Here is a 24405-nt window from a genome sequence, read left to right on the forward strand (position 1 = left end):
CCTCGCCCTGCACTACTCCGCCGGGTTCCGCACCGTCGGCATCCGCGAACGCATCGCCCAACACCACGGCGCCTGGCGCGACACCGTCTTCCTGGAACGCCGCCGCGCCTGCGACGACAACTAACCCGACACATCCCACACTCCCCTGACCCGTCACCCCGCACTGGGTGATGGGGCGTTGAAAGGTGCCCGACTTGAGTGACCACGACGTCATCGTCATCGGCGGCGGCCAGTCCGGCCTCGCCGCTGCCCACGCCCTCCGCTCCCGCGGCCTCCGCCCCGTTGTGCTGGAAGCCGGGCCCGAACCGGTCGGTTCCTGGCCGCACTACTACGACAGCCTCACCCTGTTCTCACCCGCGCGCTTCAGTGCGTTCCCAGGAGTGCCCTTCCCCGGTGATCCCGACCGCTACCCGCACCGCGACGAGGTCATCGACTACCTCCGCCGCTACGCCGCCACCCTCGACGCCGACATCCGCACCCACCACCACGTCCAGTCCGTGACCGCGATCGACGGCACCTACACCGTCCACACCGGACACAGCACGCACACCGCGCCTATCGTGATCGCCGCCAGCGGCGGATTCAGCCTCCCTCACCACCCGAACCTGCCCGGCCTCGACCGCTTCACCGGCACCGTCGTGCACACCGCCGACTACCGCGACCCCACCGCCTACACCGGCCAGCGCGTCGTCATCGTCGGCGGCGGCAACTCCGCGATCCAGATCGCCGTCGAACTCGCCGACCACGCCCATACGACCATCGCCAGCCGCACGCCCCTGCGCTTCGCCAACCCCACCCTGCTCGGCAAAGACCTGCACTGGTGGACCGCCACCACCCGACTCGACATCCTCCCGATCGGCCCCTGGCTACGCACCCCGCCCACCACACCGATCTCCGACAAAGGCGCCTACAAAGCGGCGATCGCCGCCGGCCGCCCCGACCGGCGCGAGATGTTCACCAGCCTCGACGACACCACCGTCACCTGGGCCGACGGCACCCGCGAAACCATCGACACCCTCATCCTCGCCACCGGCTACCACCCCGACGTCACCTACCTCCAAGACCTCGGCGCCCTCGACGCCACCGGCGCACCACGCCAGCGCCGCGGGATCTCCCACACCTGCCCCGGCCTCGGCTACGTCGGCCTGGAATGGCAAACCAGCTTCTCCTCCGCCACCCTCCGCGGCGTCACACGCGACGCCCACTACGTCGCCGACCACCTGATCAAACAAGCCCAGGGCGCGAAAACCCCGGCATCGTGCTGCTCAGCGCGTGCGCGGGCGTAGCAGGGCAATGGCGTGGCGTTGACGAAGGACACCGTTCGCCATCTCAGGCTCAGGCTGGTCATCGGTCATCGACCTTTTCTCCTTGCCGGAAGGCGGAATCGAGGGCAGCCGCGGCGGCCGGATTGACAGTTCCACGCCCCAGGTAGTGGTCCTGGGTCATCGACGGCCGGGCATGGCCCAGGACGTCGTCGAGCAGCGTGGCAGCCGTGCGGCGGAACGCGTGCGGCGTGACCCACCCGAGACCGATCTCTTCTCGGGTCACTCGCACGCAACCCGAGCTGCTGCCCGGCCTGCTGGCTGCCGAGGAGCTGCCCGAGGAGGTCAAGGCCCGCGCCATCGCCCGCTGCGTTCGAGCTGTACTAGGGCCGTTTCAGAACTGTGTGCAGGCACGTGTGGGATGCGGCCGTCTGGAACGCTGGGCGACGTTTTCGCGCGAAACCGGCGTTCCGCCCTCACGCGAGCGCCGGTTTCGCGCGAAAACGCCACCCGTGTCAGGCACCGGCGCGCCTTTGGGAGGAGCTTGCGCGGAGCCCTTTTTGGAGCGCCGCTTTGAGGCCGTGAGTGTTTTGTGTTGTTGTGGCAACACAAAACACTCACGGGCCCCGTCGTCGGCGGAACCGTTGAACTTTCGGTCGTCCTCAGCGGCGGGTGAGGACCCACCACGCTTGGACCGCCGCGTAGGCGAGGATCACCGCGCCGACCGCGCTGGTGATGTGCACGCCGAAGGTGAAGGCGTGCGCCGCCGACTCTCGCAGCGCGATGCCCTGCTCCACCGGCAGCTCTGCAGCCGCCGACAGCGCGCCGCCCAGCGTGTCCCGGACTGTGTCCACTATGGATTCCGGGACGCCCGCGACGTCGACGCGACCGCGGTAGGCCGCGGTCAGGACGCTGCCGAGGATCGCCGTGCCCATCGCGGCGCCCAGCTCGTAGCCGGTCTCCGAGATCGCCGAGGCCGCGCCCGCGTTCTCGGGGGCGACGCTGTCCATGATGGTGTCGTTGGTCGCCGTCTCGGTGATGCCTGCACCGAGGCCGACCACCATGAACGCCACGACCACCAGCCAGGTGCCGCCCTCCGCGGGCAGCAGCACCATCAGCAGGTAGCCGAGCGCGGTCGCCAGTATCGCCGCGCCCAGCAGCTCGGCCAGCCGGACCCGGCGGATCAGCCGGACCGCCACCAGCGACCCGAGGACCGACAGCGCGATGCCCGGCAGCAGCGCGAGGCCCGCGCGCAGCGGGCTCATGCCCAGCACGAGTTGCAGGTACTGGGTCATGAAGAACAGCCCGCCGACCATCACGAACACCGCCAGCAGGTTGCTGGTGACCGCGACGCTGAACCGCGGGTTGCGGAACAGGGCCAGGTCCAGCATCGGGGCGTCCAGCCTGCGCTGCCTGCGCACGAACGCGTACCCGGCGATCACCGCGACCGCCACCGCGGGCAGCGCCAGGGCGCCGCCGCCGGCGAACTCCTTGATGCCGAGGACCAGCGCCAGCATCGCCAGCAGCGACAGGCCCGCGCTGGCCAGGTCGTAGCGGCCGGGCGCCGGGTTGCGCGACTCCGGGATCACCAGCGGGCCGACGATCAGCAGCAGGACCATCACCGGCAGGTTGATCAGGAACACCGAGCCCCACCAGAAGTGCTCCAGCAGCAGCCCGCCGAGCAGCGGGCCGAAGGCGGAGCCGCCGGCGAAGGTCGCGGTCCAGGCCGCGATCGCGGTGGTCCGGGCGCGCGGGTCGGTGAAGATGTTGCGGATCAGCGACAGCGTCGAGGGCATCAGCGTCGCGCCTGCGATGCCGAGCAGCGCGCGGGCCGCGATGAGCAGCTCGGCGGTGGGCGCGAAGGCCGCCAGCGCGGAGGCGAGGCCGAAGCCGGTCGCGCCGATCAGCAGCAGCCTGCGGCGGCCGATCCGGTCGCCGAGCGTGCCCATCGTCACCAGCAGGCCGGCCAGCATCAGCGAGTAGATGTCGACGATCCACAGCAGTTGTCCGCCGGTGGGCCGCAGCTCCTCGCTGATGTGCGGGAGGGCGAAGCTCAACACCGTGTTGTCGACCGAGATCAACAAAACGGGGAGGAGGAGGGCGGCCAGCGCCGTCCACTGCTTGCGGGAAATCTGAGGCGAATTCAGCTTTAACATTCTCTACTCGTTTCGACTGTACCGTCTGGACGGTATAGTAACCGTCCGGACGGTACAGTGCCACCCATGGCAGCCACCAGCACCCGAGACCGCATCCTCGACGCGCTCCAGCGGATCCTGATCCGCCAGGGCACCGCGGCGGTGACCCTCGAATCGGTCGCCGCCGAGGCGGGCGTGTCCAAGGGCGGCCTGCTCTACCACTTCCGCTCCAAGCAGGCGATGCTCCAGGGGCTGACGCGGCGGATCGACGAGGACGCCGAGGCCGAATTCGCCCAGGCCACCCGAGAAGGCGTGGACGTCGTCCGGTACTTCCTGCAGACCTCGCTGCCCGAGTCGGACGAGGAGGCGGCGCTCTACTGGTCGGTCATCGCGGCCCTGCGCAGCGGCGAAGGTCTCACCGACGACGGCACCGAGGTGCTGGCCAACGTCTTCAACCGGTGGTCCGAACTGCTCACCGACTACATCGGCGACCCGGTGCTGGCCGAGACCGTCCGCCTGGTCGGCGACGGCCTCTACCTGAGCGCGCTGTCCGGCCTGCCGCGCCCCGACCCGGACCTGCTGCGCCGGGTCTTCGACCGGATCCTCGAACAGGTCGCGGCGACGCGCGGGGCCTGATCGCCGCCATTTCCGGGAAGAAACCTTTTCGGTATGTCGCCCGGAACTTGGCGAGTGTTACCCAGTTCGTATACAAAAGATCGTACCGCTGAGTAAGATCCACCCCGACAAATTTGGCTCGTCGGGAATTCCATGCGGGGGTCGCACGGTGTGGACGCAGCGGGATCAGATCCAGGCATACCGGTTCCTCCGCCGACGACTGGTATCCGCGCTCGTCTCCGCCGACGCCAACCATCCGGTCGCGCCCGCCAAGCGGGTCGTCCTCGGCACGGCGCTCGGCCTGGCGGTCGCGCTGCTGGTGGGTGCCGTGTTCGGCGTCATCGGCCTGCTCGCCCCGACGCGCGCGGAGGCGTGGCGCCAGGGCGGCCAGGTGATCATCGAGAAGGAGACCGGAACGCGGTTCGTCCTCGGGCAGGACGGCCTGCTGCACCCGGCGCTCAACTACGCCTCGGCGCGGCTGCTCGCGGGCGGCGACGGCGGCAAAACCGTGACGGTGTCCGCAAAATCGCTGACCGGCGCGCCCCGCGGCGCCGCGGTCGGCATCGCGGGCGCGCCGGATTCGCTGCCAGGCGGCGATCGCCTGCTGACCGGCGCCTGGACTGCCTGCACCCGCGTCGCACCCGGCCGGCCGAGCGGCGAGGCCCCGATCACCACCGTCCTGTTAGGACCGAGCGGCGCGGGCGCGGAACTCCGCGAGGGGCAGGCGCTGCTGGCCCGCCTGCCCTCCGGCGAACGCTTCCTGGTGACCGGCGGGCACCGGTACCGGCTGGGCGGTGAGCGTGCCGTGGTCGCGCTCGGCTACGCGGCGGCCGAGGAGGTCCCGGTGGCGCCCGCGTGGCTGAACACCCTTCCGGCGGGCCGGGATCTGGCCACCATCGCGGTGCCGGACGCGGGCAAGCCCGGCATCCGGGTCGGGTCCGAGACCCGACCGGTCGGGCAGGTGCTGGTGTCCGAGGTCGGTGAGTACTACCTGGTGCGGCGCGACGGCCTCGCCGTGATCACCGAGACCGAGGCGGACCTGCTGCTCGGCGCGCCGGAGAACACCGCCGCCTACCCCGGCGGGCGCCCGCACCGGGTGGAGGTCGCCACCGCCGACATCGGCGGCGTGCCGCGATCACCGGAACGCCAGGACGGCTACCCCGACCGGCGCCCGGAGCCCGTCAAGCCAGGCCGCGCGCCGACGGTGTGCGCCACCGGCGAGCGCGTCACGATCGGCCAGGCGCTTCCCCTGCGGGGCGGGGAAAAAGTCGTCCCCGTCACCGCGCCCACCCCGGACACCGCCGCGGAGGTGTACGTGCCGGGCGGGTCCGGCGCGGTCGTCGCCGAGGAACCGGCCCCGGGCGTGCCCGCCGGGGCGGTGTACCTGATCACCGACACGGGGATGAAGTACCCGATCCCGGGCGACGAGGCGGTTTCCGCGCTCGGCTACGGAAACCGGCCGACGCACGGCGTGCCCGCGTCGGTGCTCGCGCTGTTCCCGACCGGCGCCGTGCTCGACCCGGCACTGGCCGGGCAGGTGTTCCCGGGCTGATGGGATCGGCGGAACGCGGGCTCGTCCGGCTGGGACTCCGCTACGCCGTGTGGCTGCGCTTCGTCGTGATCGCCGTGGCGAGCGGGGCCTCGCTGGTGCTGGAGAACGAGCGGAAACCCGGCTGGGCCATCTTCATCGTCCTGGCGCTCAACGCGTGGAACGCGTGGTACGCCGCCCGGATGTCCCGCTCTGCCGCGCGCTGTCCGGTCGCCGTCGACGTGCTGGTGATGTGCGCGATCTGCCTCACCCAGGTCTGGACGACGCCCACCGCGCCCAGCCCGGAGGGCACCAGCTGGGTCCGGGTCGCCGCGGCGATCACCGTGGTCGCCTACCCCTGGCAGCTCGGCGCGGGGGCGCTGGGCGCGGCGACCGCCGTGATCACCGCCGCGCACCTGGCCGGGACGGCGCTCTCGCTGCCCGAGCACTGGCTGACGGCCGCGCCGATCCACCTGTGGATGTTCATGGAAGCCGGCCTGTCCTGGGGGCTCTACCTGCTGGTCCGGCGCGGCGCCCGGACCGCCGACCAGATCGTCGCCCGCGGCGAGCGGGTGCGCCGCCGGTCGGCGGTCGCCGAGGCGCGGCGCACCGACGAGCGCGAGCACCTCGCGGCCCTGCACGACACCGCGTCGGCCACGCTGCTGATGGTCGGCGCCGGGGTGGTGGCCGAACGGCAGATCTGGCTTGCGGAGCAGGCGAAACGGGACCTGGAGGTGCTCCGCGGCCGGTCCGAGGTGTCCGACGGCGAGGTCGATCTCGTCGGCATGCTGCGGGAAACCATCACCAGGACGCCGCTGCGGGTCCGGCTGACCGCGCCCGACGAGCTGGTGGTGCCCGCGGTGGAAGCGGCCGCCCTCTGCCACGGCACGCGGGAAGCGCTGACCAACGTCGTCCGGCACGCCGGGGTCGACCGGGCCGACGTGGCCGTCGCCCAGCACGGCGACAGCGTCGTCGTGGAGGTCGTGGACTCCGGACGCGGATTCGACCCGGGCCGGATCTCCGGCCACCGCTACGGCGTGACCGGCTCGCTCGTGGAGCGGATGCGCCGGACGGGCGGGAGCGCGCAGGTGATCAGCAGTCCCGGCGACGGAACCCGGGTGCGGATGACGTGCCCGCTCCGGGCCGCGGAGGACGCCGGGGGCGACGCCGAGATCATCGCCACGAAGTTCCAGCAGGGCATGCAGTGGGCCGTGGTGGTGATGAACCTCGTCATCCTGTGCCTGCTCGACCTGCCGAAGCTGCTGGCGAACCTGGACGGCTACCGCTTCGCGCCCACCCAGTTCCTCGCCTTCGCCGGGTTCCTCGCGGTGACCCTGGTCGTGCTGGTCAGCCTGCGCAGGCAGCGGCCGATCGGCCGATGGCGCTGGCCACTGCTGGCGCTGGTGTTCGCGTTGTCCGCGGCCGGGACCGCGTCGGTGCAGCCCGAGCACCTGCTCGGCTTCGCGCACTGGTCCGAAGGGGACGCCGGCTGGACGGTGGCGCTGCTCCTGCTCGACTGCCGGATCCCGACCTTCACCCTGACCCTCGTCGCCCAGTACGTGATGACCTTCGTGCAGGTCGGGCTCGCCGGGAACGCCGCGACCTCGTTCTCCGACGCGGTGAACGCGACCGTGCTGATCCTCAGCTACCAGACCGCGATGGGTTTGATCGCCGCGGTGCTGCGCGCGCTCGCGGTGTCCTCGGCCCGGGCAGCCAGGGAGGAGGAGCAGCTGCGGACCGCCGAAGAAGTGGCGCGGCAGCTGCACCAGGACCGCAAGAACCGCTACGCCGACCTGGAAGGCACGACCGTTCCGCTGCTCGACGGCCTCGGCGCGGGCGCCCTCGACCCGGGCGACGTGTCGGTCCGCCGGCGGTGCTCGGTGGAGGCGGCGAAGATGCGCCGCCTGTTCGCCGAGGACGCCTCCACCCCGGATCCGCTGCTGCACGAGCTCCGGGCCTGCATAGAACTGGCCGAGCGGCAAGGGGTTTCGGTGCGCTTCGCCGAGTACGGCAAGCGCCCGGCGATCCCCAAGGACGTGCGGCGCAAGCTCACCGAGCCCGCGGTCACCGCCCTGGCCACCGCCACCGGCACGGTGCGGGTGACGGTGGCCGGCTCCGGCGACGCCGTCACGGTCAGCCTCGTGGCCGCGGCCGTCGAACCGGTGCTCGCCGAACCCCGGTCCGACGGCGACGTGGTCACCACGACGGTGGTGGACGGCGGCCGGATCTGGATCGAGGCGAAGTGGAGCCTCCCGACATGACGTCCTCCCCCGCCCGCCGAGGCGGGATTCCCCGGAATGACACGACATCGAGCAGCGGAGGTTGGAGTTGATCACGGTCGTGGTGGTAGACGATCATCCCGCGGTGGTCGCCGGCGTGCGGGCCTGGTGCTCGTTGGCCGACCCGCCGATCAAGGTGCTCGATTCGGGCCCGGCGGTGTCGGTCGCGTGGCTGGATCCCGGTGCCACCGCCGACGTGGTGATCTTCGACCTGCAGCTGGACATCACCGGCCCCGCCTACGGCGACCTCAAGCGGCTGGTGGACGCCGGCCGCCCGGTGGTGATCTACAGCATGCGGGCCGACCGGGAAACCGTGTTGACCTGCCTGGACATCGGCGCCTTCACGTACCTGACGAAGGCGGAGGGCGAGGACCACCTGGTCGCCGCCGTGCAGGCCGCGGCGTCCAACACGCCGTACCTGCCGCCGTCGCTGTCCGGCGCGTTCGGCACCGACGACCGGCCGAACCGGCCCCGGCTGTCGCCCCGGGAGACCGAGGTGCTGCTGGAGTGGTTCCACTGCGAGTCGAAGGAAATGGTGGCGCGGCGGCTCAACCTGACGGTGCACCGGGTCAACTCCTGCCTGGAGCGGGTGCGCATCAAATACGCGAACGTCGGACGGGAGGCCCCGACCAAGGCCGCGCTGGTCGCCCGCGCGATCCAGGACGGCCTGGTGCGCGCCGACGAACTCTGATCCCCGTTGCGCTCCTGACGCCGGCAGGCCCGCGACCGGCGATTCCTGTCGGCATGCCCGGCCACCTTCCCCGATCGTGACCCGACCGGCGACGCGACCCGCTCATCACCAGCGAACTCACCGACCACGCCTGTCCCGGATTACGCCGTGCGGAGTTCCTTCTCCAGCGGTGTCGGGAAGGACGGGACCACAGGAGTGCCGTCCAGCCGGGGCTGCAGCCTGTCGGCGGCGTCCTGCACCGCACGGGCTGCCGCCGCCCCTCGGTCGACCAGCAGCCTGGTAACGATCTCCCCGTCCGGCCGCACAGCCCAGCCGCCGACGACCTCGCCACCCCACCAGATCGTCGGCCCGATGTTGCCGTTCCGGTCGAACAGGGGCCGGGAGTCCGCAGGCAGGTACCAGTCGCGTTCCTTCCAGCCCATCGGAGTCGGGTCGAGGGCGGGCAGCAGCGCAGCGGACGGGGCGGCAGGCTCGTCGGCCACGGCGTCGTCGGCCAGGACCAGCCCACAGCCGACGTCCACAGTGTCCAACGCGGCGAGGGCCTTCCTGGTGGCACCGAGCGTCCAGCCGGTCCACCACTGGACGTCGGCGACGGTGGCCGGGCCGAACCGCCGCAGGTACTGCTCGACCAGTCGGGCCTTGGCATCCGGCAGCCCGGGGATCCCCTGCGGCCACCAGTTCGACGCCGGTTCCCAGGTGTGCGCCCGGGACGTCCACGATCCGCGCGGCTCGCAGCGGACCATCCGTCCTTCGGCCGCCATCAACACCAGCACGTTCGTGGTGATGTTTCGTTTCACGTCCCACTTATTGCCAGACGTCGGCAGCAGCGCGGTCCGTAGCCGAGGCTCGTCGGCCGACAGCTGGGCTGCGGTAGCCGTACCGCGTTTCGCCAGCGCCCGTTCGACGGACGACTCCACCGACCGCAGCCACCCGTCTACATCGGCGGGCAGTTCCGGCTCGGTGGAAATGGTGGTGAGCTGCCGGACCAGCCGTTTGCGTTGCTGGCCGGCGATGTCCAGCGACGCGGCATGGTGCACGACCGAAACCAGATCGGCAGGCACCACGAACAGCGTCCGGCGCATCGCCAGCATCCGGACCAGCTTGCGGTCGCCGTACATCACCCTGGCGACGTCCTTGACCGACGCCGACGGGCAGCGGGCGAGCACCGACAGGAAGACGGTCGCTGGGTCGGTCGCGTGCAGAACCACGACGTCGGCCGCCGCCTGCTCCGGATCGCTCGCCGTCCCGCCGAGGTGATGGCGGGCGACCAACCGGGCCCGCCGCCCTTCGATGCCAAACCGCATGAGCCCATCGCTACCAGCCGACACCGACAACCACCGGACGCACCGCCATGAAACCTCCCGGTCGGATGCACTCATCATCTGGCCGCTTGCTGCATGACAGCGAGGTAGGCACCGACTCGTCCAGGTCGCACCCGACGTCTGGGTCGCCGACATGATCGGCCAGCACTGCATCAGGACCAGCCGCGGCCGCCCGGAAATGGGGTACGAACGGCCCCCACCGCGCGCGAGCGGACCTCGCTAACGTCCTCCGCGGAGATCCAATCGGGAGGAATCGGTGGAGACCAAGCGGATTCGAGTCGGGGTGGTGGAGGACCACCCGCTGTACCGCGCGGCGGTGGCCCGGATGCTCGCCGACGCGCCGGACATCGAAGTGGACGCGGTCGCCGAATCGGTCGCGCAGTTCGCGGCCCGCAGCCGGTGCGCCGGGAGCATCGTCGTGCTGGACCTCGGGTTGCCCGGGGTGCGGGGCGCGGCGGCCGTCATGGAACTCGTGCGCCGCGGCCACCCGGTGCTGGTCGTCTCGGCGATGGCCGACCGCACCGAGGTGGTCGGCGCGATGCTGGCCGGGGCCCGGGGCTTCCTCGGCAAGGACGCCGAGGGCGAGGAGATCCTGGCCGCGATCCGGGAGATCGCGGCCGGGCGCAGCCACGTCGCCCCGAAGCTGGCGGCGGTCGTGCTGGACACCTCGCGGGAGCGCAACGCCGGCGCGCGCATCGAGCTCTCGCACCGCGAGGCCGAGGTGCTCAGCAGGCTCGCCGCCGGCGAACGCGACCAGGACATCGCGATGGGCCTGCGCATCAGCATCCGCACGGTCCGTTCCTACTTGGACCGGATCAGGGACAAGACGGGACTGCGGCGGCGTCCCGCGCTCACCGCTTACGCGATCGAGAACGGCTTTGTGACCTGCCCGGCGCCCGACCGGATGCCGGCCTGAGAACTCGTCCGGAACGTGGTGGCGCGGCGACTTCGAAGCGGCGCAGCCGCACGGCCCGCCTGCGCAACTCGCACCGCCACGCAAGGTGAGCCTGGAAACAGGCCCTGACGTCGGGAGAAGCGCGTGATGATCCTCGCGTCCACGATCTGCTTGATGGCGATGCTGACCGTCAGCGTCCGCCTCGCGCACCACGCCGGGTACCGGCGCGGGCGAAGGCGGGAGCGGGCCGTCATGAACCGGTACCTGCACGACACCGTCCTGCCGACGCTGGAGGCGCTGGCGCTGGCCGCCCCGTCGGATGCGGCCGCCGCGCCGGCCAGGCTCGCCGAGCTGCGCCAGGCCGCCAAGGAGCAGGCCGCGTTGGTGCGGCGGGACATGATGGCCCGCACCGAGGCTGGGCGCGCGCGGCTGGAAACCGATCTGGTGGCGCTGGCGGCGGATCTGGCGCGCCACCGGCTGCACACCGAACTGATCCGGGAGGACGTGGACGACACGCTCCCGGCCCATCGGCGCACCGCGATGCGCGACGCCGTCCGGGAAGCGCTGCGGAACACGCAGAAGCACAGCGGAACCGATCGCGCCGTCGTGCGCGTCGAGGAGCGCGACCGCGGAATCGCGGTGGTCGTCCGCGATCACGGGTCCGGCTTCGACACGGCGGGCAGGGACGCCGGATTCGGCATCAGGGAGTCGATTTCCGCCAGGATGGCGGAGGTCGGCGGCTCCGCCCGCGTCGAATCACGCCCCGGCTGGGGAACCCAGGTCACGCTGTGGGTTCCGCAGTCATGACGCGGGGGGCATCGCTGGCCGCGGCGGTCTGCGCGGCGCTCGGGGCCGACCTGCTCATCGGCGCGCCGCCCGCCTCCGCGCAGTGCGCCGCTCCCGCCGGTGTGTACCGGGAGGCGATGGGGTGGGCGCAGCGGCTCACCGACGCATCGGGGACCTGGCCGATCGCCGACGGAACCGGGCAGCTGCTCGCGGTCGTCGGCACCGGGATCGACGCGGACAACGACCAGTTCGGGCCGGGACAGGTGGTGCCGGGCTCCGATCTCGGGGACTGCGACGGGCGCGGCACCTTCGCCGCGGGCATCGTCGGGGCGCGGCCCGACCCGGCGACGGCCTTCGCGGGCATGGCGCCGGGCGCCCGCCTGCTCGGGATCCGGTACACCGAAACCCGCTCCGGCGGCGGCGATCCCGCCCCGGACGCGCTGGCCGGCGCGATCCGGCGGGCCGTGGACGCGGGCGCCACGGTGATCCTGGTCGCCGTGCCGGCGCCGCGCACGAGCCCGGCGCTGGAGGACGCGGTGCGGGATGCCCTGGCCGGCAACGCGCTGGTCGTGTCGCCTGCGGTGGGCAACGAGCCCGGGACGCGGTCCTACCCGACCGGCCTGCCCGGCGTCGTGGCGGTCGGCGCGCTCGACCCGTCCGGCGCGGCGGTGCAGGACGAATCGGGTCCGCACCTCTCGATCGCCGCCCCGGGCGCGGACCTGTCCGGCCTCTCGGCCGGGGCCCGCGGCGGGCTCGGGCACCGCTGGGGCGTGGACGGTCCGGCGTTCTCGGCGGCGTACGTCGCGGGCGCGGCGGTGCTGGTGCGCTCCTACCGGCCGGGACTGAGCCCCGAGCAGGTCTCCGAGCGGCTCGCCCGGACCGCCAGCCACCCGCCGAACGGGCACGACCCCCGGCTGGGGTGGGGCGTGCTGAACGTCGGGGCCGCCGTGGCCGCGGAGCTGCCCGAGGATCCTTCCGCGCTTCAGCTCCCGAACGCCCCGGCGCCGCCGGTGGCGACCGTGCGTCCGGCCGCGGGCCCGGCGCCGCTGCCCGACCACGAGCCGCTACCGGGTTGGCTCGCGCTGCTGGGCGTCGCCGCCGCCGCTCTCGCCGTCGTCGCGCGCGCGACCATCCGGCTCGGCAAGGCCCGCGGCTGGCGCCCGGGCTCCCGACGCTCCCCCTGAGCGGAGTTCCGCCGACTTGGCCGCCAGAAACCGATCGGCTCGATGTTTTCGCTGGTCACGGGCCGTGAGTCTTTTTGGCTGCGATAGCGACCTGAAAGACTCACGGGCGTTGACCTGCCCAAACGAACCTTCGGTGCCATGGCGAAGACCCATTTGTCGCCCTACGACCTAGGGGGCGGCAAGCGCCCCGGGCGCTCGTGATCGAGCGGGGGCTCACTCGTCTTGGTCTTGGTGTGCCTCTTCGCGGGGTAAGGGCCACCCGTGGAACGGCGGCTCCGCAGTCCCATCGAGCAAGGCCGCGAGGTCGCGGCGCAGTTCCTTCTCGGTGTCGTACGCGACGATCACCTCGTCATGCCCCGGCACGCGGAAGGTGACTCGCCAGGTGCCGGTGGGGGCCCGTTCGATCCGCATCAGAAGTTCGCGCCCCGCCCCCCAGCGGATGACTGTCCCGTTCACGGCGTGCCGCTCCCCTGCTCGTACGGGCTTCACGGTATGCGTCGTGACGGTCGCGCAGTAGAGTCCTTCGCCTGGGGAGGGCCGGGCGAACGCCCGTTCCAGGGCCGGAGTGATGCTCCCTCCAGCCCGACCACGTCGTGCACGGCTGTCGAGCGCTCGAGGCGCGATGTCGTTGCCCCGGGGCACAATGCGGGGCATGTCCCAGTCATCTCCGCACCGGCACCACGCCATCGACTACGTGGAGCTCACGGTCACCGATCTCGAAGCCGCCAAGCGCTTCTACTCCGAAGCGTTCGGCTGGCGGTTCAACGACTACGGCCCGGCTTACGCCGGCATCCGGGCCTCGCAGGACGAATCCGCACCCGAGGTCGGCGGCCTGCGCACCGACCAGGAGGTGCGAGCGGGCGGGCCGCTGGTGCTGCTCTACTCGACCGACCTGGACCGGTCCGCGGAGGCGGTGCGCAACGCCGGCGGCCGGGTGGTGAACGGGCCGTACGAGTTCCCCGGCGGGCGCCGGTTCCACTTCACCGACCCGAGCGGGAACGAACTCGGCGTCTGGGCGGAGGCGTAGCCGGGGTCGTGAGCGGCAGTGGTCGCTCGAACGACGACGAGCGCGATGGGAAGTGGAACGGCCGCTGAGCGACGGGGGGGTTGCGCTCAGCGGCCGGGTTCGTGGGCCGGTCCACAGTGGTCAGGCGATCACAGCGCGGACTGCCTTTCCCTGATGGCGCCGTGGACGACGTCGTTCATGTCCCGCCAGGACGGCGAGCCCGGGTCCAGGACGCTGCTGTGCGAGGACACGTCCGGGACGAACCAGCCGTCCGAGTCGTGGCTGGACGGCAGCGGCGTGACGCCGGGGAAGTCGTCCGGGTCGGGCCCGTGGGCGCGGCCCTGCGCCCACTGGATCGGGTCGTGCTCCAGCGTGACCGAGTACCGGGCCGTCGGGTACGGGTTGGTCAGCTCCGTCACGCCCTCGCCCATCCCCGCCGAGGCCACGTGGATCACGTTGTCCGCGCGCATGCCCGCCGCGTCGGCCAAGCCGACGATCGCCCCGCCGTAGCTGTGCCCGATCACGGTGACCTGGGCGCCCTCCCCCAGCCTCGGGCGCAGGTCGTTGTTGACGAACTCCGCCAGCCGCGGCGCCATCTCCCGCGACGGGCCCGCGGAGCTCGCCTCGGGCAGGCCCTGCGGGAAGTCGCCGTTCATCCACAGCACCGATGCCGTCCGGCCGGTCGGGTCGGCGCCGGCGAAGCTGCCCACCCGGTCCGCGTAGCGCGGGAAGTCCTCCAGCCCGGTGTTCATACCGGGCACCAGGACGGCCACCGACTGGGTGTCGGAGTCGAGCCGGCCGATCAGGCCCACGATCCGCCCGTCCCCCGCCGGGTCGAACTCGATGATCTGCGTGTTGCTGTTGAGGATCTCGTCGTACGCCGCGATCTTCTCGCGGAGGTGCCGGATCTCCGCCTCGCGGTCCCCCGGGCCCGGCCTGGCCTCCAACTCCTTCAGTTCCGCGCCGGCCACCGTCCGCGCGGCCTCGATCTGGGCCCGGTTGGCGGCGTTCAGGTCGGCGACCGAGCCACCGGAGGGACCGTCGGCCAGCTCCGGGACGACCAGGTCCGGGTTCAGCCGCCGGATCTTGGCGGCCTGCTCGGCGTCCCAGCGGCGCACCGCGACGTTCGACGCCGTGATCCCGTCGATGATCCCGGTCAGCCTGCTGGACGCGGCTTGCAGGCCGCGCTCGTTCAGCTGGATGTTGCCGGAATGGCCGGCCTGGGCCGCCTGCGAGCCCGACACGTTCGCGAACGCGGACGTCACCAGCGTGCGCGCGGTGAGGTTGCGGCGGGCTTCACCGAGCACCGCCACCTGGTCGGGCAACGCCTGCGCAGCGGTGTCGAGCGCGGCGTGGTTCACCGCGAACCGCGCCACCGAGGTCTGCTCGGAACGGTCCATTCTCCTGGCTCCTCACGGGAAATCCGGACGACCGCTCAGGTCCTGAGGGTCGGCGGGGTGATGTCGTCGAGCAGGGCGTGCTGCGCCTGCTGGGCGCGGGTGGCGCGCTCGTCGTGCTGCCGGATCAGCCGCGCCGCCCAATCGAGGTCGTCGCGGAACTTCTGGTCGCGGTCCAGGGCCTTGCTGGTGGCCTCGGAGCTGCTGGTGATGTTCGACCGGTGCGCGCCCGCCGCCGCGGCCGATGCCTGCACCCGGCCGAAGGCGTCCTGCGACGCGGCGCCGTGCCGCAGCGCCTGCGAGGTGTTCAGCAGCGGATTCCTGGTCCCCTCGACGAGTTTCGCCACCGCGTCGAAGAACTTCGGGACCTCGGCGCGGAAACCTTCCGGGTTGCTGGCGGACGAGCCGGTGCTCGCCGAGTTCTGCGCGCCGCGCTGCCGGACCGCATCCCGCGCCCGGCCGAGGAACTCCCGGTACTGGCCGCCGGTGTAGGTCGACCACTGGTCCCACCCGTGCGCCTGGAAGATCGCGTGGGCGTTGCGCGCGTTCGTCGCCGGGTCGGCGTTCGCCGCCTCGTTGCGGTGCCGCTGGTCGAATGCGTTGCCGTGACCGGGATTCACCGACCGGATCTGCCACAGCCCGACCGACGGGCCGTACACCTCGTTCTGCAGGGACACATCGCCGATCGCCCCGGGGTTCCCGCGCGACTCCGCGAGCGCGACGGCGACCGCGATCCGCAGGTCCTCGCCGGTGAAGCCGGCGTTCGCGGCGTGCTCCGCGATCTGCTGGTCGGTGAGCGTTGGCATTGCCCTCTCCTCTTGCGGTGGTTCGGGTTCGCAGGCTCTCGGCCAACGAGGCCAGCACGGAGCCGTGTATCGGCCGGGAATCCCGCGGTCCGGACGGCGTCCGAGAGACCGCCACCCGCAAGCGCGTTGAAGAAACTCCCCGTCAGAACGAGCGCTGGTCCGGTGGTTCGGCGCCGAGGACGGAGGGGGTGATGACCGAGGACTCGCCCCAGACCTCCTCGGTTTCCACCAGCCACGGCGGGATGCGGCGCGCCCCGGACATGTCCTGTCCTCCCGGCGCGAACGGCATCATCGGCATCATCGGCATGCCGCCGGCGCCGCTGCCCGCCGCGTTGACCGCTCCCGCCGCGGCGCCCAGCACCCCCGCGGCTCCCATCGCGTTCGGCGCCGCAGCGACGCCGCTCAGCCCGGCCGCCGCCGTCGGGGCGGGCACGGCCGCTCCGCCGCCGAGCGACGCCCCTCCGCCGAGTCCGGGCATCGCGCCGCGCGGCATGCCGATCGGCTTGGCTTCGTCCTTCTCCTCGTTCGCGGGGTCTTTCGGCTTCCCCCACTCCGGCACCTTCGGCGGCCGGAAGCCGCCGAGCCGTCCCATGCCCGCGGCCGACGCCGCGGCCAGCCCAGCGGTGAACATGTTGCCGAACAGCGGCGTGCGCGGTTCCGCGCCGGGCTCGGGCTGCTGCCCGGGCTCGGGTTCCCCTGCCCCGCCGCCGGATCCGTCGTGGCCACCGGTGCCGCCGTCCGCCCCGCCGCCTTCCCCTTCGCCGGGCACCGGCGCGCCCGGCACCTCGGTCTGGTCCGCCAGCGGCATCCCCTGGTCCGCCGCGCGGTACTGGCCGCCGAGCTCGGTCATCACGGCGATCGCCTTGGCGTGCGCGGCATCCGCGGCCGCCGTCGCCTGCTGGTGCTCCTGCACCGCCTTCGCCGCATCGGCCTGCCGCTGCCGCAGCTGGGCCACGGCCGCCGGCGAGGCCGACTGGTCGACCTCCAGCGGAGTGGTGGCCAGCTGCGCGGTCTCCGCGGGCAGCGCCGCGACCTCGACCGCGGGCGGCATCTCGGTGCGGGCCTTCGCCAGCGCGTCGGCCGAGTCGTGCACCCGGTCGCGGATGGCGAACGCCGCGTCGCCGATCCGGCGGAGCCCGCCGGAAAGGTCGTTGATCATCACCCGGTACTGCTCGGAAGCGCCGCCCCGCCACTGGTCCTGGAACTTCGCGAGCTTGGCCTCCAGGTTGCCGGCCTGCTCGTGCAGCGCGGCGCCGACACTGTCCCAGGAGTCCGCGGCCGGACGCACCGATGAGTCGTCGCCTCGTTGCAGCATCGCGAAGAGCTGCGCATGGCTGTAGGCCGAGAAGTTCGTCGGTTCCCGCATCCCGCTCACGCCTTCCCCACGCCGGGCAGGCCGACCGACTGCACGGCCGCGCCGAGCCCGGACAGCGATGCGGTGACCTGGTCGTCGTGCTGCTCGTACGCGGAGAGCACGGTGCCGGTGATCTTCTCGGCGAAGTCGATCGCCTCCCGGGCCCGGCTCACCAGGCTGCGCATCTCCGCCATCGCCAGGAAGTGGTTCTCCCACAGCGAATGGGCCTCGCCGAACTCGCCGAGCCGCAGCTCGCGCTCGGTGAGCGAGTCGAGCTGCCCGGCCGGCCGGTCCATCCCGGACAGCTGGGTGGCGAGTTCACCGGCGAACTCCACCAGCGACCGCAGGTGGACCGCGAACGACTCGTTGCTGGACATGGACATCCCTTTCCGCACATCGATGCGACCGCGCACTGCCGACGTCGCCCCGCTCCGGGATCGCGCACTCGCCTCTCCCACGACCCCGGAGCGGGGCCCTGCCCGCCCGAAAGCTGTTCTCCAAGCGGCGTAGCCGCTTGCGGTGCGGGACTCAGCTCGCACCGCCGCCGGGTTCTCCGGCTGAGCGCGCCCTTCTGGGCGACTCGGCGAGGCCAGTCCCCGACGCCGCGCAACTCAGGGGTCGTTTCAGAACGGCTTCGCCTGGCTCGTCCCGGAGGTGCCCGGTGTCTGACAGGCGGTGGCGGTTTCGCGCGAAACCGCCACCGAGCCCCACGCGGACGCCGGTTTCGCGCGAAACCGGCGCCCTGCAACACAGACGGCCACGTCCCGCACATGCCCGCGCGCCAATCTGGAACGACCCTCAAGCGCCCTGCTGGAACTTGCCGGCCAGGGCCGAGTCCAGGGCCGCGCCGTCCATCGCCGAACGGCTCAGCAGCGAGCCGAGGTTGTTGATGATCTGCGTCATCTCGCCCAGCGCACCGCGGAGGTTGGCCTCGGCGGTCCGCGCGTCGGAACCCGACTGGCTGCCGGACTGGTACCACGTTTCCCGCACCGGGCCCAGCGCGGTGTCCAGCTCCCCGAGCGCGTTGCCGATCGCACCGGAGTACCGCACCAGCGCGCCGCCCGCGTTGTCCACCGCGCCGAAGTTCATCGCGACGGTGTCACTCGACGGTCCACCTGCGTAGATCATGTCTGCTGCTTCCTACTCGTTGTCGATAGCTGTTCGAGTAGGATGTCTCGCTCTCCGCCGTGCCAACGGCACGGCTGGAGTCCAGGCTGGGCAGTCTCAGCCGATCGGCCACCATTCCGCAACCTGCGGCGATGGCTACGCTTCGCTCCTTCTCCAGGGAACCCCGCACGAACGGTGACGCACCGGCCGAGGCCGATACGTGTGATCCCTGAGTCTGAAACGGACCGCTACCGGGAACCTCCCGACACCTGACATCCTAGTCGGTCTTTTCAGCCTTGATCAAATGCGGTCAAGAAAACCGCAACTAGTCTAAAATTTCCCCGGACTGGTCCGTGCGCGTCAGCCGTTGAGGCCGGCGATGATGCCGCCCGAGTGCACGGCCGCGGTCGTCTGGTTGATCTGCGCGCTCTGCTGCTCGGAGAAGCCCGCGTGCTGGTTCATGACCTCGTTGAACTTCGTCGCGATGACCGTCAACGCGTTCTGCGCCCGCTGGATCTTGTCGTTGAGCAGCATCTTGTTCTGGTCGAAGGCCAGCCGGGCCGCGCCGTTGAAGTTCTGCGTCGCGCCGACCAGACCCTCCACCTCCGCGTTGAGCTTGGCCATCATCTCGCGGATCCGCGTAGCCGTGTCGTCGAAGTCGCCGGCCGCCTTGGTCATGATCGCCCGATCGACGACGACACCCTGGGGTGTGCTCATGTCTGTAGCCTGCTTCCTTCCTATTGATCGAAATTGGTCTTCAGTTGGATATTTCGCTCTCCGCCCACAACGTAAGCTGGAGTCCTGGATCGGCAGTCTGATCCGGTCGGCGATCAGTCCGTTGCTGCACGATGCGTTTCACCCTTTGGTATGGGGTGCGCGGGGTGATGTCGGGATCACCCACTCGATGTAGAACGTTGATCGCTGCCGCGTGGTCTGCCTGCCACACCACCCCGCACCGTGTGCAGTGAAGCCGCTCCCCTTTGCGTTGCCCGAGAACGCCGCAGCAGGGGGCGACTTGTGCGGTGTAGGCCGCGTTGACCAGCGTGAGCGCAGAACCTCTGCGCTCCGACACGCTCGCGAGCGCCTCGGCGGTGACTCCCTTGGTCCACGCCGCCAAGCGCCGGTTGACGTTCCGGCCACGCCGAACGCGGCCGGTGAACGTTCTAGTGAGGTCTTCAGCCGCGATCAACGCTGCCTTGTCGACAACAGCATGCACCGCACGAAACGTCGTGGTACGCACTGTCTGTTGCCATCGGGACGAACGCCGATCCCGTTTGACGGTCCCTAGGTTGTTGCCGACGATCCGGTCTGCTTTGGCGTGATCACCGGCTTCGCGGGCTTTCTCCGCGACCGACCGGATCTTCGCCCGCCGCGCGTTCTTGACCTTCCGGTAGTCCGACTCGCAGGTCAGCAGCGCACCGAGTTCGGTGCCGTGGTGCTGACCGTCGGAGTCGGTGAGGACTTTGAGTGCGGTGTACATCCGCTTCCGCTCTGCCTGATCCAAGGTCCGCTGGTGGATGGCCTTGCGTACGGCTACTTTCGCCGCAGCCCGGTTCGCGGCGATATCCGCGACCGCATCCCGAACCGTCTCCTTCCACGCATTGGCCAACACACCGAAGGCCTCAGCGGTGCCGTCGGCCATCCACTGGTCGCGAATCGCGCGATCGGAGACGCCTGCTCCATTGACCGAACCGTAGCGCTGCCACACCTCACCACGGACCCGCCCCAACCGGCGAGCCTGCTCGGCCAACTGCGCGAACTTCCCTGCGTTAAGGCCCTGCGAGTACGCAATTCTGGTCACCTTCACAAGGCCACCCAGGAGGAGTATTGCGGCCTCGATCGACCACACTGGACAGTGACATCCCTCTCTAGTCCCGATCGCCGCACAGTGCTGACCGAACGGCCTATCTTCTGCGTGAGGTCGTCTTTGCCGAGCACGCCGACCATTATGGCCAACCGCGATCAAAGGTGAACGAGAGACATGCACTAGATCCCACCTCCTTTCGCCACCAGACATTAGCGACGTTCGGCGCGGTCGCCCACGGCAGAACTCACGTCGTCGCCGACGGCACTTTTGCCCGCATCGAACGGAGTCCAGGCCACCTGGACCAGTTCGTGCCCGGCGCGGCGGCGCACCAGGACCCCGCGCCCGGGCGGTTGCTTGCGCGGCCGGACGTCGCCGAGCAGGGCGCCTTCGTCCCGGCTGCCCGACATCACCAGGCCCGGCGAGCCGAGCTCCCTGATGCGCTGGATCACCGGGTCGAACATGGCGCGCGCCGCGCCGCCGCTGCCGCGCGCGAGCACCAGGTGCAGGCCGATGTCACGGGCGTGCGGCAGGAGGTCCAGCAGCGGCAGCAGCGGGTGCGAGACCTTGCCCGGCGAGGCGACGAGCTCGTAGTCGTCGATGAGCAGGAACAGTTCGCGGCCCTGCCACCAGTCGCGGCGGCGGAGCTGTTCGGGCGTGATGTCCGGTCCCGGCAGGCGTTCTCGCATGGCCTGGGAGACCTGGGCGACGACGTCGTCGAGGACCGGCTCGGAACCGGCGTAGCTGAGCAGGTGCTCCTCGGCGACCGCGCCGAGGAGGCCGCGCCGGTAGTCCACCGCGATGATCCGCGCCTCGGCCGGCGTGTAGCGGTCGGCGATTCCGTGCGCGATGGTGCGCAGCAGCGCGGTTTTCCCGCTCTCCACGTCGGCGAACGCGATGAAGTGCGGTTCCTTGCCGAAGTCGAGGAACACCGGCCGGAGGTCGGATTCCGCCACGCCCAGCGGGATCGCGCGGCCGGGCGGCGCGCCGAGCCGGTCGACGGTGATCTCGCGTGGCAGCAGTCGCACGCGCGGTGCGGGTGGGCCCGGCCAGGCCCGGGAGACTCGGGCGACGAGATCGGCGGTGCCCGTGCCGAGTGTCTCGGCGCGCTGGTCACCGTCCACTCTGGGCAGTGCACCCAGCATGTGGAGGCGTTCCGGGGTGATGCCCCGGCCGGGCGCTCCGGCGGGCACGTTCTGCGCGGCGCGGCGATCGATCATCGAGTCGCTCGGGTCGCCGAGCCGCAGTTCGACGCGGGTGCCCATGCTGTCGCGCAATGGCGTCGGCATGCTCAGCCACCAGGTGGTGGAGATGATCACGTGGATGCCGAAGCCGAGCCCGCGGGTGGCGAGCTTGACCAGCGAGTCTTCCAGGGAGGAGAACTCCTGGCGCACCGTCGCCCAGTCGTCGACGACGACGAAGACGTCGCCGAATTCGCGTTGTCCGCCGGTGCTTTCGGTGAATTCAGCGCGGCGCTGCCGGAAGGTCTGGATGGAATCGATGCCGTTCTCGGCGAAGAACGCCTCCCGCTGCTCCAGCAGGGTCGTGGCCTCCGCGACGATGCGCCGGCAGCGCTCCTCGTCCCGCCGCAGGGCGTGGCCGCTGACGTGCGGCAGCCCGGCGATCGAGCCGAGCGCGCCGCCGCCCATGTCCAGCAGGAAGAACTGCACCTCCTCCGGGGTGTGGGTGAGGGCGAGCGAGGCGATGACGCCGCGCAGGAAGGTGCTCTTGCCGCTCTGCGGCGCGCCGATGAGCAGGAGGTTGCCCGCCGCGCCGGAGAAGTCCACCCACAGCTGGTCGCGGCGCTGTTCGAAGGGTTTGTCCACTGTGGCCACCGGGACGGCCAGGTTCGCGTTCCAGCCCCGGGGGCGCAGGCCGCGCTCCGGGTCGAGCTCCAGCGGCGGCAGGAGCTGGTCGAGGGTCGGCGGCTCGTCCAGCGGCGGGAGCCAGATCGGGTGCGCGGCCGGGCCCTTGCCGATGAGCCTGGACACCATCGCGCCCATGATCGTCTCGCCGGTGCTCTCCCCCTGCTCCGGCGCCGCGGGTGGCTCGGGCACCGGTTCCGGATCCACGATCTTGTTCAGCCCGAACGGGATCACCCGTCGTCCCGGAGCCAGCGCCGGGGCCGAACCTGCCGCCCGGGGCGCGAGTTCCCCGGAGACGTAGGCCGCCTTGAGCCGCCGCAGCGTGTCGGTGTCGCTCTTCAGGTAGGCCGAGCCCGGCACGGCGGGCAGGTGGTAGGCGTCGGGCACGCCGAGCACGGTCCGGCTCTCCGACGCTGAGAACGTGCGCAGCCCGATCCGGTAGGACAGGTGCGCGTCCAGCCCGCGCAGACGGCCCTCCTCCAGCCGCTGCGACGCCAGCAGCAGGTGCACCGACAGGCTCCGGCCGAGCCTGCCGATCATCACGAACAGGTCGATGAACTCCGGCCTGCTGGACAGCAGTTCGCTGAACTCGTCGATGATCACCAGCAGCGCGGGCAGCGGCGCGAGGTCGGCGCCGGATTCGCGGGCCTGCTCGTAATCCCGCACCGACGCGTAATTGCCCGCGGCGCGCAGCAACTCCTGGCGGCGCACCAGTTCCCCGTTGATCGCGTCGGCCATCCGGTCGACGAGGGCCAGGTCGTCGGAGAGGTTGGTGATCACCGCGCAGGTGTGCGGCAGTTCGCTCATCCCGGCGAACGTCGCCCCGCCCTTGAAGTCGATCAGCGCCAGGTTCACCGCCTCCGACGAGTGCGTCACGGCGAGCCCGGTGACCAGGGTGCGCAGCAGCTCGCTCTTGCCGGAGCCGGTCGCGCCGATCACCAGCCCGTGCGGGCCCATCCCGCCCTCGGCGGACTCCTTGATGTCCAGTTCCACCGGCAGCCCGTCGGGATCGAGCCCGAGCGGGACGCGCAGCCGCTCGCGGGTGGTGCGGGTGCGCCAGGTGACCGCCGGGTCGGTGTCGCGCGGATCGCCGATGCCGAGCAGGTCGGCGAGCCCGAAGGTGGTGGACATCGGCGTCTCGGCGCCGGCGGTGCCCGGTGAGTGCCACGGGGCCATCGACCTGGCCAGCGTCTCGGCGGCGGTGGCGCTCAACCGGTCCGGCTCGCCGATGTAGCGGAAGCCGACCTCGTCGTCGCGGCCGACCAGCATGCCCACGAAACCGTCGGAGACGTGCAGGAACAGGGCGTTCGCCCGCGATTCGGCGGGCGGCAGCTCGGACAGCTCGATCACGGTGACGCCCTGCCGCTCGGCATCTGGCGGCACCCGGCCGCCGTCGGCGATCACCACGACGTGCGGCCGGTCGGCGTCGCCCTGCCTGCCGAACGCCGCGCGCTCGCCGAAGTCGTCGCCGAGCAGCTCCGCGAGCGCGCCCATGTCACCGGCCGCCAGCCGGGCCGGTCCCGCCGCGTCGGGATCGCTGTCGTCTTGGGCGTGCGGCAGCCACTTCACCCAGTCCCAGTCGGCCCACCGCCGCGGCCCCAGGCACAGGCCGATCCGCAGGTCGTTCGGGGACTGGAAGGTGACGGCCTGGGCGAGCACCGCGCGCACCAGCTCGATGACCTCGTCGCGCTGCCCGCTGACGCCGATCCGGGCGTAGCCGCGCAGCGCGATGGCCACCGGCAGGTCGGCCACCGTCGAGTAGGTGCGGATGAAATGCCGCAGCGCGGTGGAGGAAACCGGGTCGAGGTCCTCCAGCGGCGCGGTCTGCGGGGCGCGCAGCGGGGTGGCCAGCTGCTGGGGCCCGCGGCCGATGCGCACCTGCCCGAAGTGCGGGTCGCGCCTGCGCCGCTCCCAGCGCCGCGTGGTCGGCACGAGGGTCCACAGGTCCTCCGGTTCGGGCTGGGCGAACAGCAGCGCGGCGCGCTGCGCCTCGGCGGTTTCGCGCACCTGCTTGCGCAGCCCGGCGAGGTAGCGCTGGTAGTCGCGGCGCTCCTCGTTGATCTTCGCCTTGGTGGACTGCCGCCCGCCGGCCAGCGACATCGTGATCATGCCGATCATCACGACCAGGAACAGGCCGCCGAAGAGGTAGGTCATCGGGCCGCCGGATCGTCCGATGTAGACGAACGACATGGCGCCCATGCCCAGCATCATCGGCACCATGAACAGCAGCTGCATCCAGGACTGGCCGCCCTTGACCAGGCTGGGCGGCGCCTGCAGCACGATCTCGCCGGTGTGCTGCTCCGGCGCGCGCCCCGGGCGCAGCGCTGGTTGGGTCCGCATCGGTTCTACTCCCCGGGCTCGGAACGCGT

General features: G+C 71.5%; 21 protein-coding genes and 1 pseudogene. 10 read left to right on the top strand and 12 right to left on the bottom strand.

Annotated features, from left to right (window positions below; translation table 11 throughout):
* Positions 1 to 124: pseudogene (locus E1288_RS48710) on the top strand (ArsR family transcriptional regulator); the annotation flags it as partial.
* A 70-nt stretch (positions 125 to 194) separates the two neighbouring features.
* The gene (locus tag E1288_RS10790; RefSeq protein WP_132483874.1) at positions 195 to 1286 is read left to right on the top strand and encodes a flavin-containing monooxygenase; all 1092 of its coding nucleotides are present in this window, start codon (positions 195 to 197) and stop codon (positions 1284 to 1286) included.
* Between the two features lie 58 nt (positions 1287 to 1344).
* Here E1288_RS10790 and E1288_RS10795 read toward each other — a convergent pair whose 3' ends face one another.
* Positions 1345 to 1548 (bottom strand): transposase, encoded by a 204-nt coding sequence (locus E1288_RS10795; RefSeq protein WP_132483876.1) that lies wholly within the window; start codon positions 1546 to 1548, stop codon positions 1345 to 1347.
* A 376-nt stretch (positions 1549 to 1924) separates the two neighbouring features.
* Complete coding sequence (locus tag E1288_RS10800; protein WP_132483878.1) at positions 1925 to 3418, bottom strand: MFS transporter; 1494 nt, start codon at positions 3416 to 3418, stop codon at positions 1925 to 1927.
* A 66-nt stretch (positions 3419 to 3484) separates the two neighbouring features.
* On the opposite strand from E1288_RS10800, the gene E1288_RS10805 reads away from it, so the two are divergent.
* From E1288_RS10805 to E1288_RS10820, 4 genes are all read left to right on the top strand, one after another.
* Positions 3485 to 4033, top strand: coding sequence for a TetR/AcrR family transcriptional regulator (locus E1288_RS10805; protein WP_132483880.1), 549 nt, complete (start codon positions 3485 to 3487; stop codon positions 4031 to 4033).
* Positions 4034 to 4181: 148 nt separating this feature from the next.
* Complete coding sequence (gene eccB, locus E1288_RS10810; RefSeq protein WP_132483882.1) at positions 4182 to 5564, top strand: type VII secretion protein EccB; 1383 nt, start codon at positions 4182 to 4184, stop codon at positions 5562 to 5564.
* A complete protein-coding gene (locus E1288_RS10815; RefSeq protein ID WP_132483884.1) occupies positions 5564 to 7801 on the top strand; it encodes a sensor histidine kinase in 2238 nt (745 codons plus the stop codon). Before eccB ends, E1288_RS10815 begins: the two co-directional genes overlap by 1 nt.
* A 70-nt stretch (positions 7802 to 7871) precedes the next feature.
* On the top strand, positions 7872 to 8510 hold the full coding sequence (locus E1288_RS10820; RefSeq protein WP_132484124.1) for a DNA-binding response regulator: 639 nt from the start codon (positions 7872 to 7874) through the stop codon (positions 8508 to 8510).
* A gap of 140 nt (positions 8511 to 8650) precedes the next feature.
* On the opposite strand, the gene E1288_RS10825 is transcribed toward E1288_RS10820, so the two are convergent.
* Complete coding sequence (locus tag E1288_RS10825) at positions 8651 to 9814, bottom strand: winged helix DNA-binding domain-containing protein (RefSeq protein WP_132483886.1); 1164 nt, start codon at positions 9812 to 9814, stop codon at positions 8651 to 8653.
* Between the two features lie 274 nt (positions 9815 to 10088).
* Between E1288_RS10825 and E1288_RS10830 the strand changes: the two genes are divergently transcribed.
* The 3 genes from E1288_RS10830 to E1288_RS10840 all read left to right on the top strand — a co-directional run bounded on the left by E1288_RS10830 (position 10089) and on the right by E1288_RS10840 (position 12697).
* The gene (locus E1288_RS10830) at positions 10089 to 10748 is read left to right on the top strand and encodes a response regulator transcription factor (RefSeq protein ID WP_235883476.1); all 660 of its coding nucleotides are present in this window, start codon (positions 10089 to 10091) and stop codon (positions 10746 to 10748) included.
* A gap of 126 nt (positions 10749 to 10874) precedes the next feature.
* Positions 10875 to 11534: a sensor histidine kinase gene (locus E1288_RS10835; protein WP_132483888.1), complete on the top strand. Its 660-nt coding sequence runs from the start codon at positions 10875 to 10877 to the stop codon at positions 11532 to 11534.
* Positions 11531 to 12697: a S8 family serine peptidase gene (locus tag E1288_RS10840; RefSeq protein ID WP_132483890.1), complete on the top strand. Its 1167-nt coding sequence runs from the start codon at positions 11531 to 11533 to the stop codon at positions 12695 to 12697. The genes E1288_RS10835 and E1288_RS10840 overlap by 4 nt, the downstream gene beginning before the upstream one ends.
* 213 nt (positions 12698 to 12910) lie before the next feature.
* On the opposite strand, the gene E1288_RS10845 is transcribed toward E1288_RS10840, so the two are convergent.
* Positions 12911 to 13153, bottom strand: coding sequence for a hypothetical protein (locus E1288_RS10845; protein WP_132483892.1), 243 nt, complete (start codon positions 13151 to 13153; stop codon positions 12911 to 12913).
* A gap of 196 nt (positions 13154 to 13349) precedes the next feature.
* On the opposite strand from E1288_RS10845, the gene E1288_RS10850 reads away from it, so the two are divergent.
* A complete protein-coding gene (locus E1288_RS10850) occupies positions 13350 to 13724 on the top strand; it encodes a VOC family protein (RefSeq protein ID WP_132483894.1) in 375 nt (124 codons plus the stop codon).
* 128 nt (positions 13725 to 13852) lie between these two features.
* Here the strand turns inward: E1288_RS10850 and E1288_RS10855 are convergent, their stop codons facing one another.
* The 8 genes from E1288_RS10855 to eccCa form a co-directional block, all read right to left on the bottom strand.
* Positions 13853 to 15103: an alpha/beta hydrolase gene (locus tag E1288_RS10855; protein ID WP_132483896.1), complete on the bottom strand. Its 1251-nt coding sequence runs from the start codon at positions 15101 to 15103 to the stop codon at positions 13853 to 13855.
* A 35-nt stretch (positions 15104 to 15138) separates the two neighbouring features.
* A complete protein-coding gene (locus E1288_RS10860) occupies positions 15139 to 15906 on the bottom strand; it encodes a transglycosylase SLT domain-containing protein (protein ID WP_132483898.1) in 768 nt (255 codons plus the stop codon).
* Positions 15907 to 16048: 142 nt separating this feature from the next.
* Positions 16049 to 17272: a WXG100 family type VII secretion target gene (locus E1288_RS10865; protein WP_132483900.1), complete on the bottom strand. Its 1224-nt coding sequence runs from the start codon at positions 17270 to 17272 to the stop codon at positions 16049 to 16051.
* Between the two features lie 5 nt (positions 17273 to 17277).
* Positions 17278 to 17637, bottom strand: a complete 360-nt coding sequence (locus tag E1288_RS10870) for a hypothetical protein (protein WP_132483902.1) — start codon at positions 17635 to 17637, stop codon at positions 17278 to 17280.
* A gap of 421 nt (positions 17638 to 18058) precedes the next feature.
* On the bottom strand, positions 18059 to 18388 hold the full coding sequence (locus E1288_RS10875) for a hypothetical protein (RefSeq protein ID WP_132483904.1): 330 nt from the start codon (positions 18386 to 18388) through the stop codon (positions 18059 to 18061).
* Positions 18389 to 18727: 339 nt separating this feature from the next.
* Positions 18728 to 19084 (bottom strand): WXG100 family type VII secretion target, encoded by a 357-nt coding sequence (locus E1288_RS10880; protein WP_132484128.1) that lies wholly within the window; start codon positions 19082 to 19084, stop codon positions 18728 to 18730.
* 40 nt (positions 19085 to 19124) lie between these two features.
* Positions 19125 to 20216 carry a zinc ribbon domain-containing protein gene (locus E1288_RS10885; RefSeq protein ID WP_207954292.1) on the bottom strand — a complete coding sequence of 364 codons (1092 nt, stop codon included), beginning with the start codon at positions 20214 to 20216 and terminating at the stop codon, positions 19125 to 19127.
* Between the two features lie 167 nt (positions 20217 to 20383).
* Positions 20384 to 24376, bottom strand: a complete 3993-nt coding sequence (eccCa, locus tag E1288_RS10890) for a type VII secretion protein EccCa (protein WP_132483906.1) — start codon at positions 24374 to 24376, stop codon at positions 20384 to 20386.
* Between the last annotated feature and the right edge of the window lie 29 nt (positions 24377 to 24405).

The sequence above is a fragment of the Saccharopolyspora elongata genome (assembly GCF_004348985.1).
Lineage (GTDB): Bacteria > Actinomycetota > Actinomycetes > Mycobacteriales > Pseudonocardiaceae > Saccharopolyspora > Saccharopolyspora elongata.

What these genes read in the sequence shown, in the direction of transcription:
- E1288_RS10805 (WP_132483880.1), top strand. Translation starts at nt 3,485, where the DNA reads ATGGCAGCCACCAGCACCCGAGACCGCATCCTCGACGCGCTCCAGCGG.
- E1288_RS10800 (WP_132483878.1), bottom strand. Translation starts at nt 3,418, where the DNA reads ATGTTAAAGCTGAATTCGCCTCAGATTTCCCGCAAGCAGTGGACGGCG.
- E1288_RS10880 (WP_132484128.1), bottom strand. Translation starts at nt 19,084, where the DNA reads ATGAGCACACCCCAGGGTGTCGTCGTCGATCGGGCGATCATGACCAAG.
- E1288_RS10815 (WP_132483884.1), top strand. Translation starts at nt 5,564, where the DNA reads ATGGGATCGGCGGAACGCGGGCTCGTCCGGCTGGGACTCCGCTACGCC.
- E1288_RS10825 (WP_132483886.1), bottom strand. Translation starts at nt 9,814, where the DNA reads ATGCGGTTTGGCATCGAAGGGCGGCGGGCCCGGTTGGTCGCCCGCCAT.
- E1288_RS10870 (WP_132483902.1), bottom strand. Translation starts at nt 17,637, where the DNA reads ATGTCCAGCAACGAGTCGTTCGCGGTCCACCTGCGGTCGCTGGTGGAG.
- E1288_RS10865 (WP_132483900.1), bottom strand. Translation starts at nt 17,272, where the DNA reads ATGCGGGAACCGACGAACTTCTCGGCCTACAGCCATGCGCAGCTCTTC.
- E1288_RS10835 (WP_132483888.1), top strand. Translation starts at nt 10,875, where the DNA reads ATGATCCTCGCGTCCACGATCTGCTTGATGGCGATGCTGACCGTCAGC.
- E1288_RS10860 (WP_132483898.1), bottom strand. Translation starts at nt 15,906, where the DNA reads ATGCCAACGCTCACCGACCAGCAGATCGCGGAGCACGCCGCGAACGCC.
- E1288_RS10840 (WP_132483890.1), top strand. Translation starts at nt 11,531, where the DNA reads ATGACGCGGGGGGCATCGCTGGCCGCGGCGGTCTGCGCGGCGCTCGGG.
- eccCa (WP_132483906.1), bottom strand. Translation starts at nt 24,376, where the DNA reads ATGCGGACCCAACCAGCGCTGCGCCCGGGGCGCGCGCCGGAGCAGCAC.
- E1288_RS10855 (WP_132483896.1), bottom strand. Translation starts at nt 15,103, where the DNA reads ATGGACCGTTCCGAGCAGACCTCGGTGGCGCGGTTCGCGGTGAACCAC.
- E1288_RS10850 (WP_132483894.1), top strand. Translation starts at nt 13,350, where the DNA reads ATGTCCCAGTCATCTCCGCACCGGCACCACGCCATCGACTACGTGGAG.
- E1288_RS10875 (WP_132483904.1), bottom strand. Translation starts at nt 18,388, where the DNA reads ATGATCTACGCAGGTGGACCGTCGAGTGACACCGTCGCGATGAACTTC.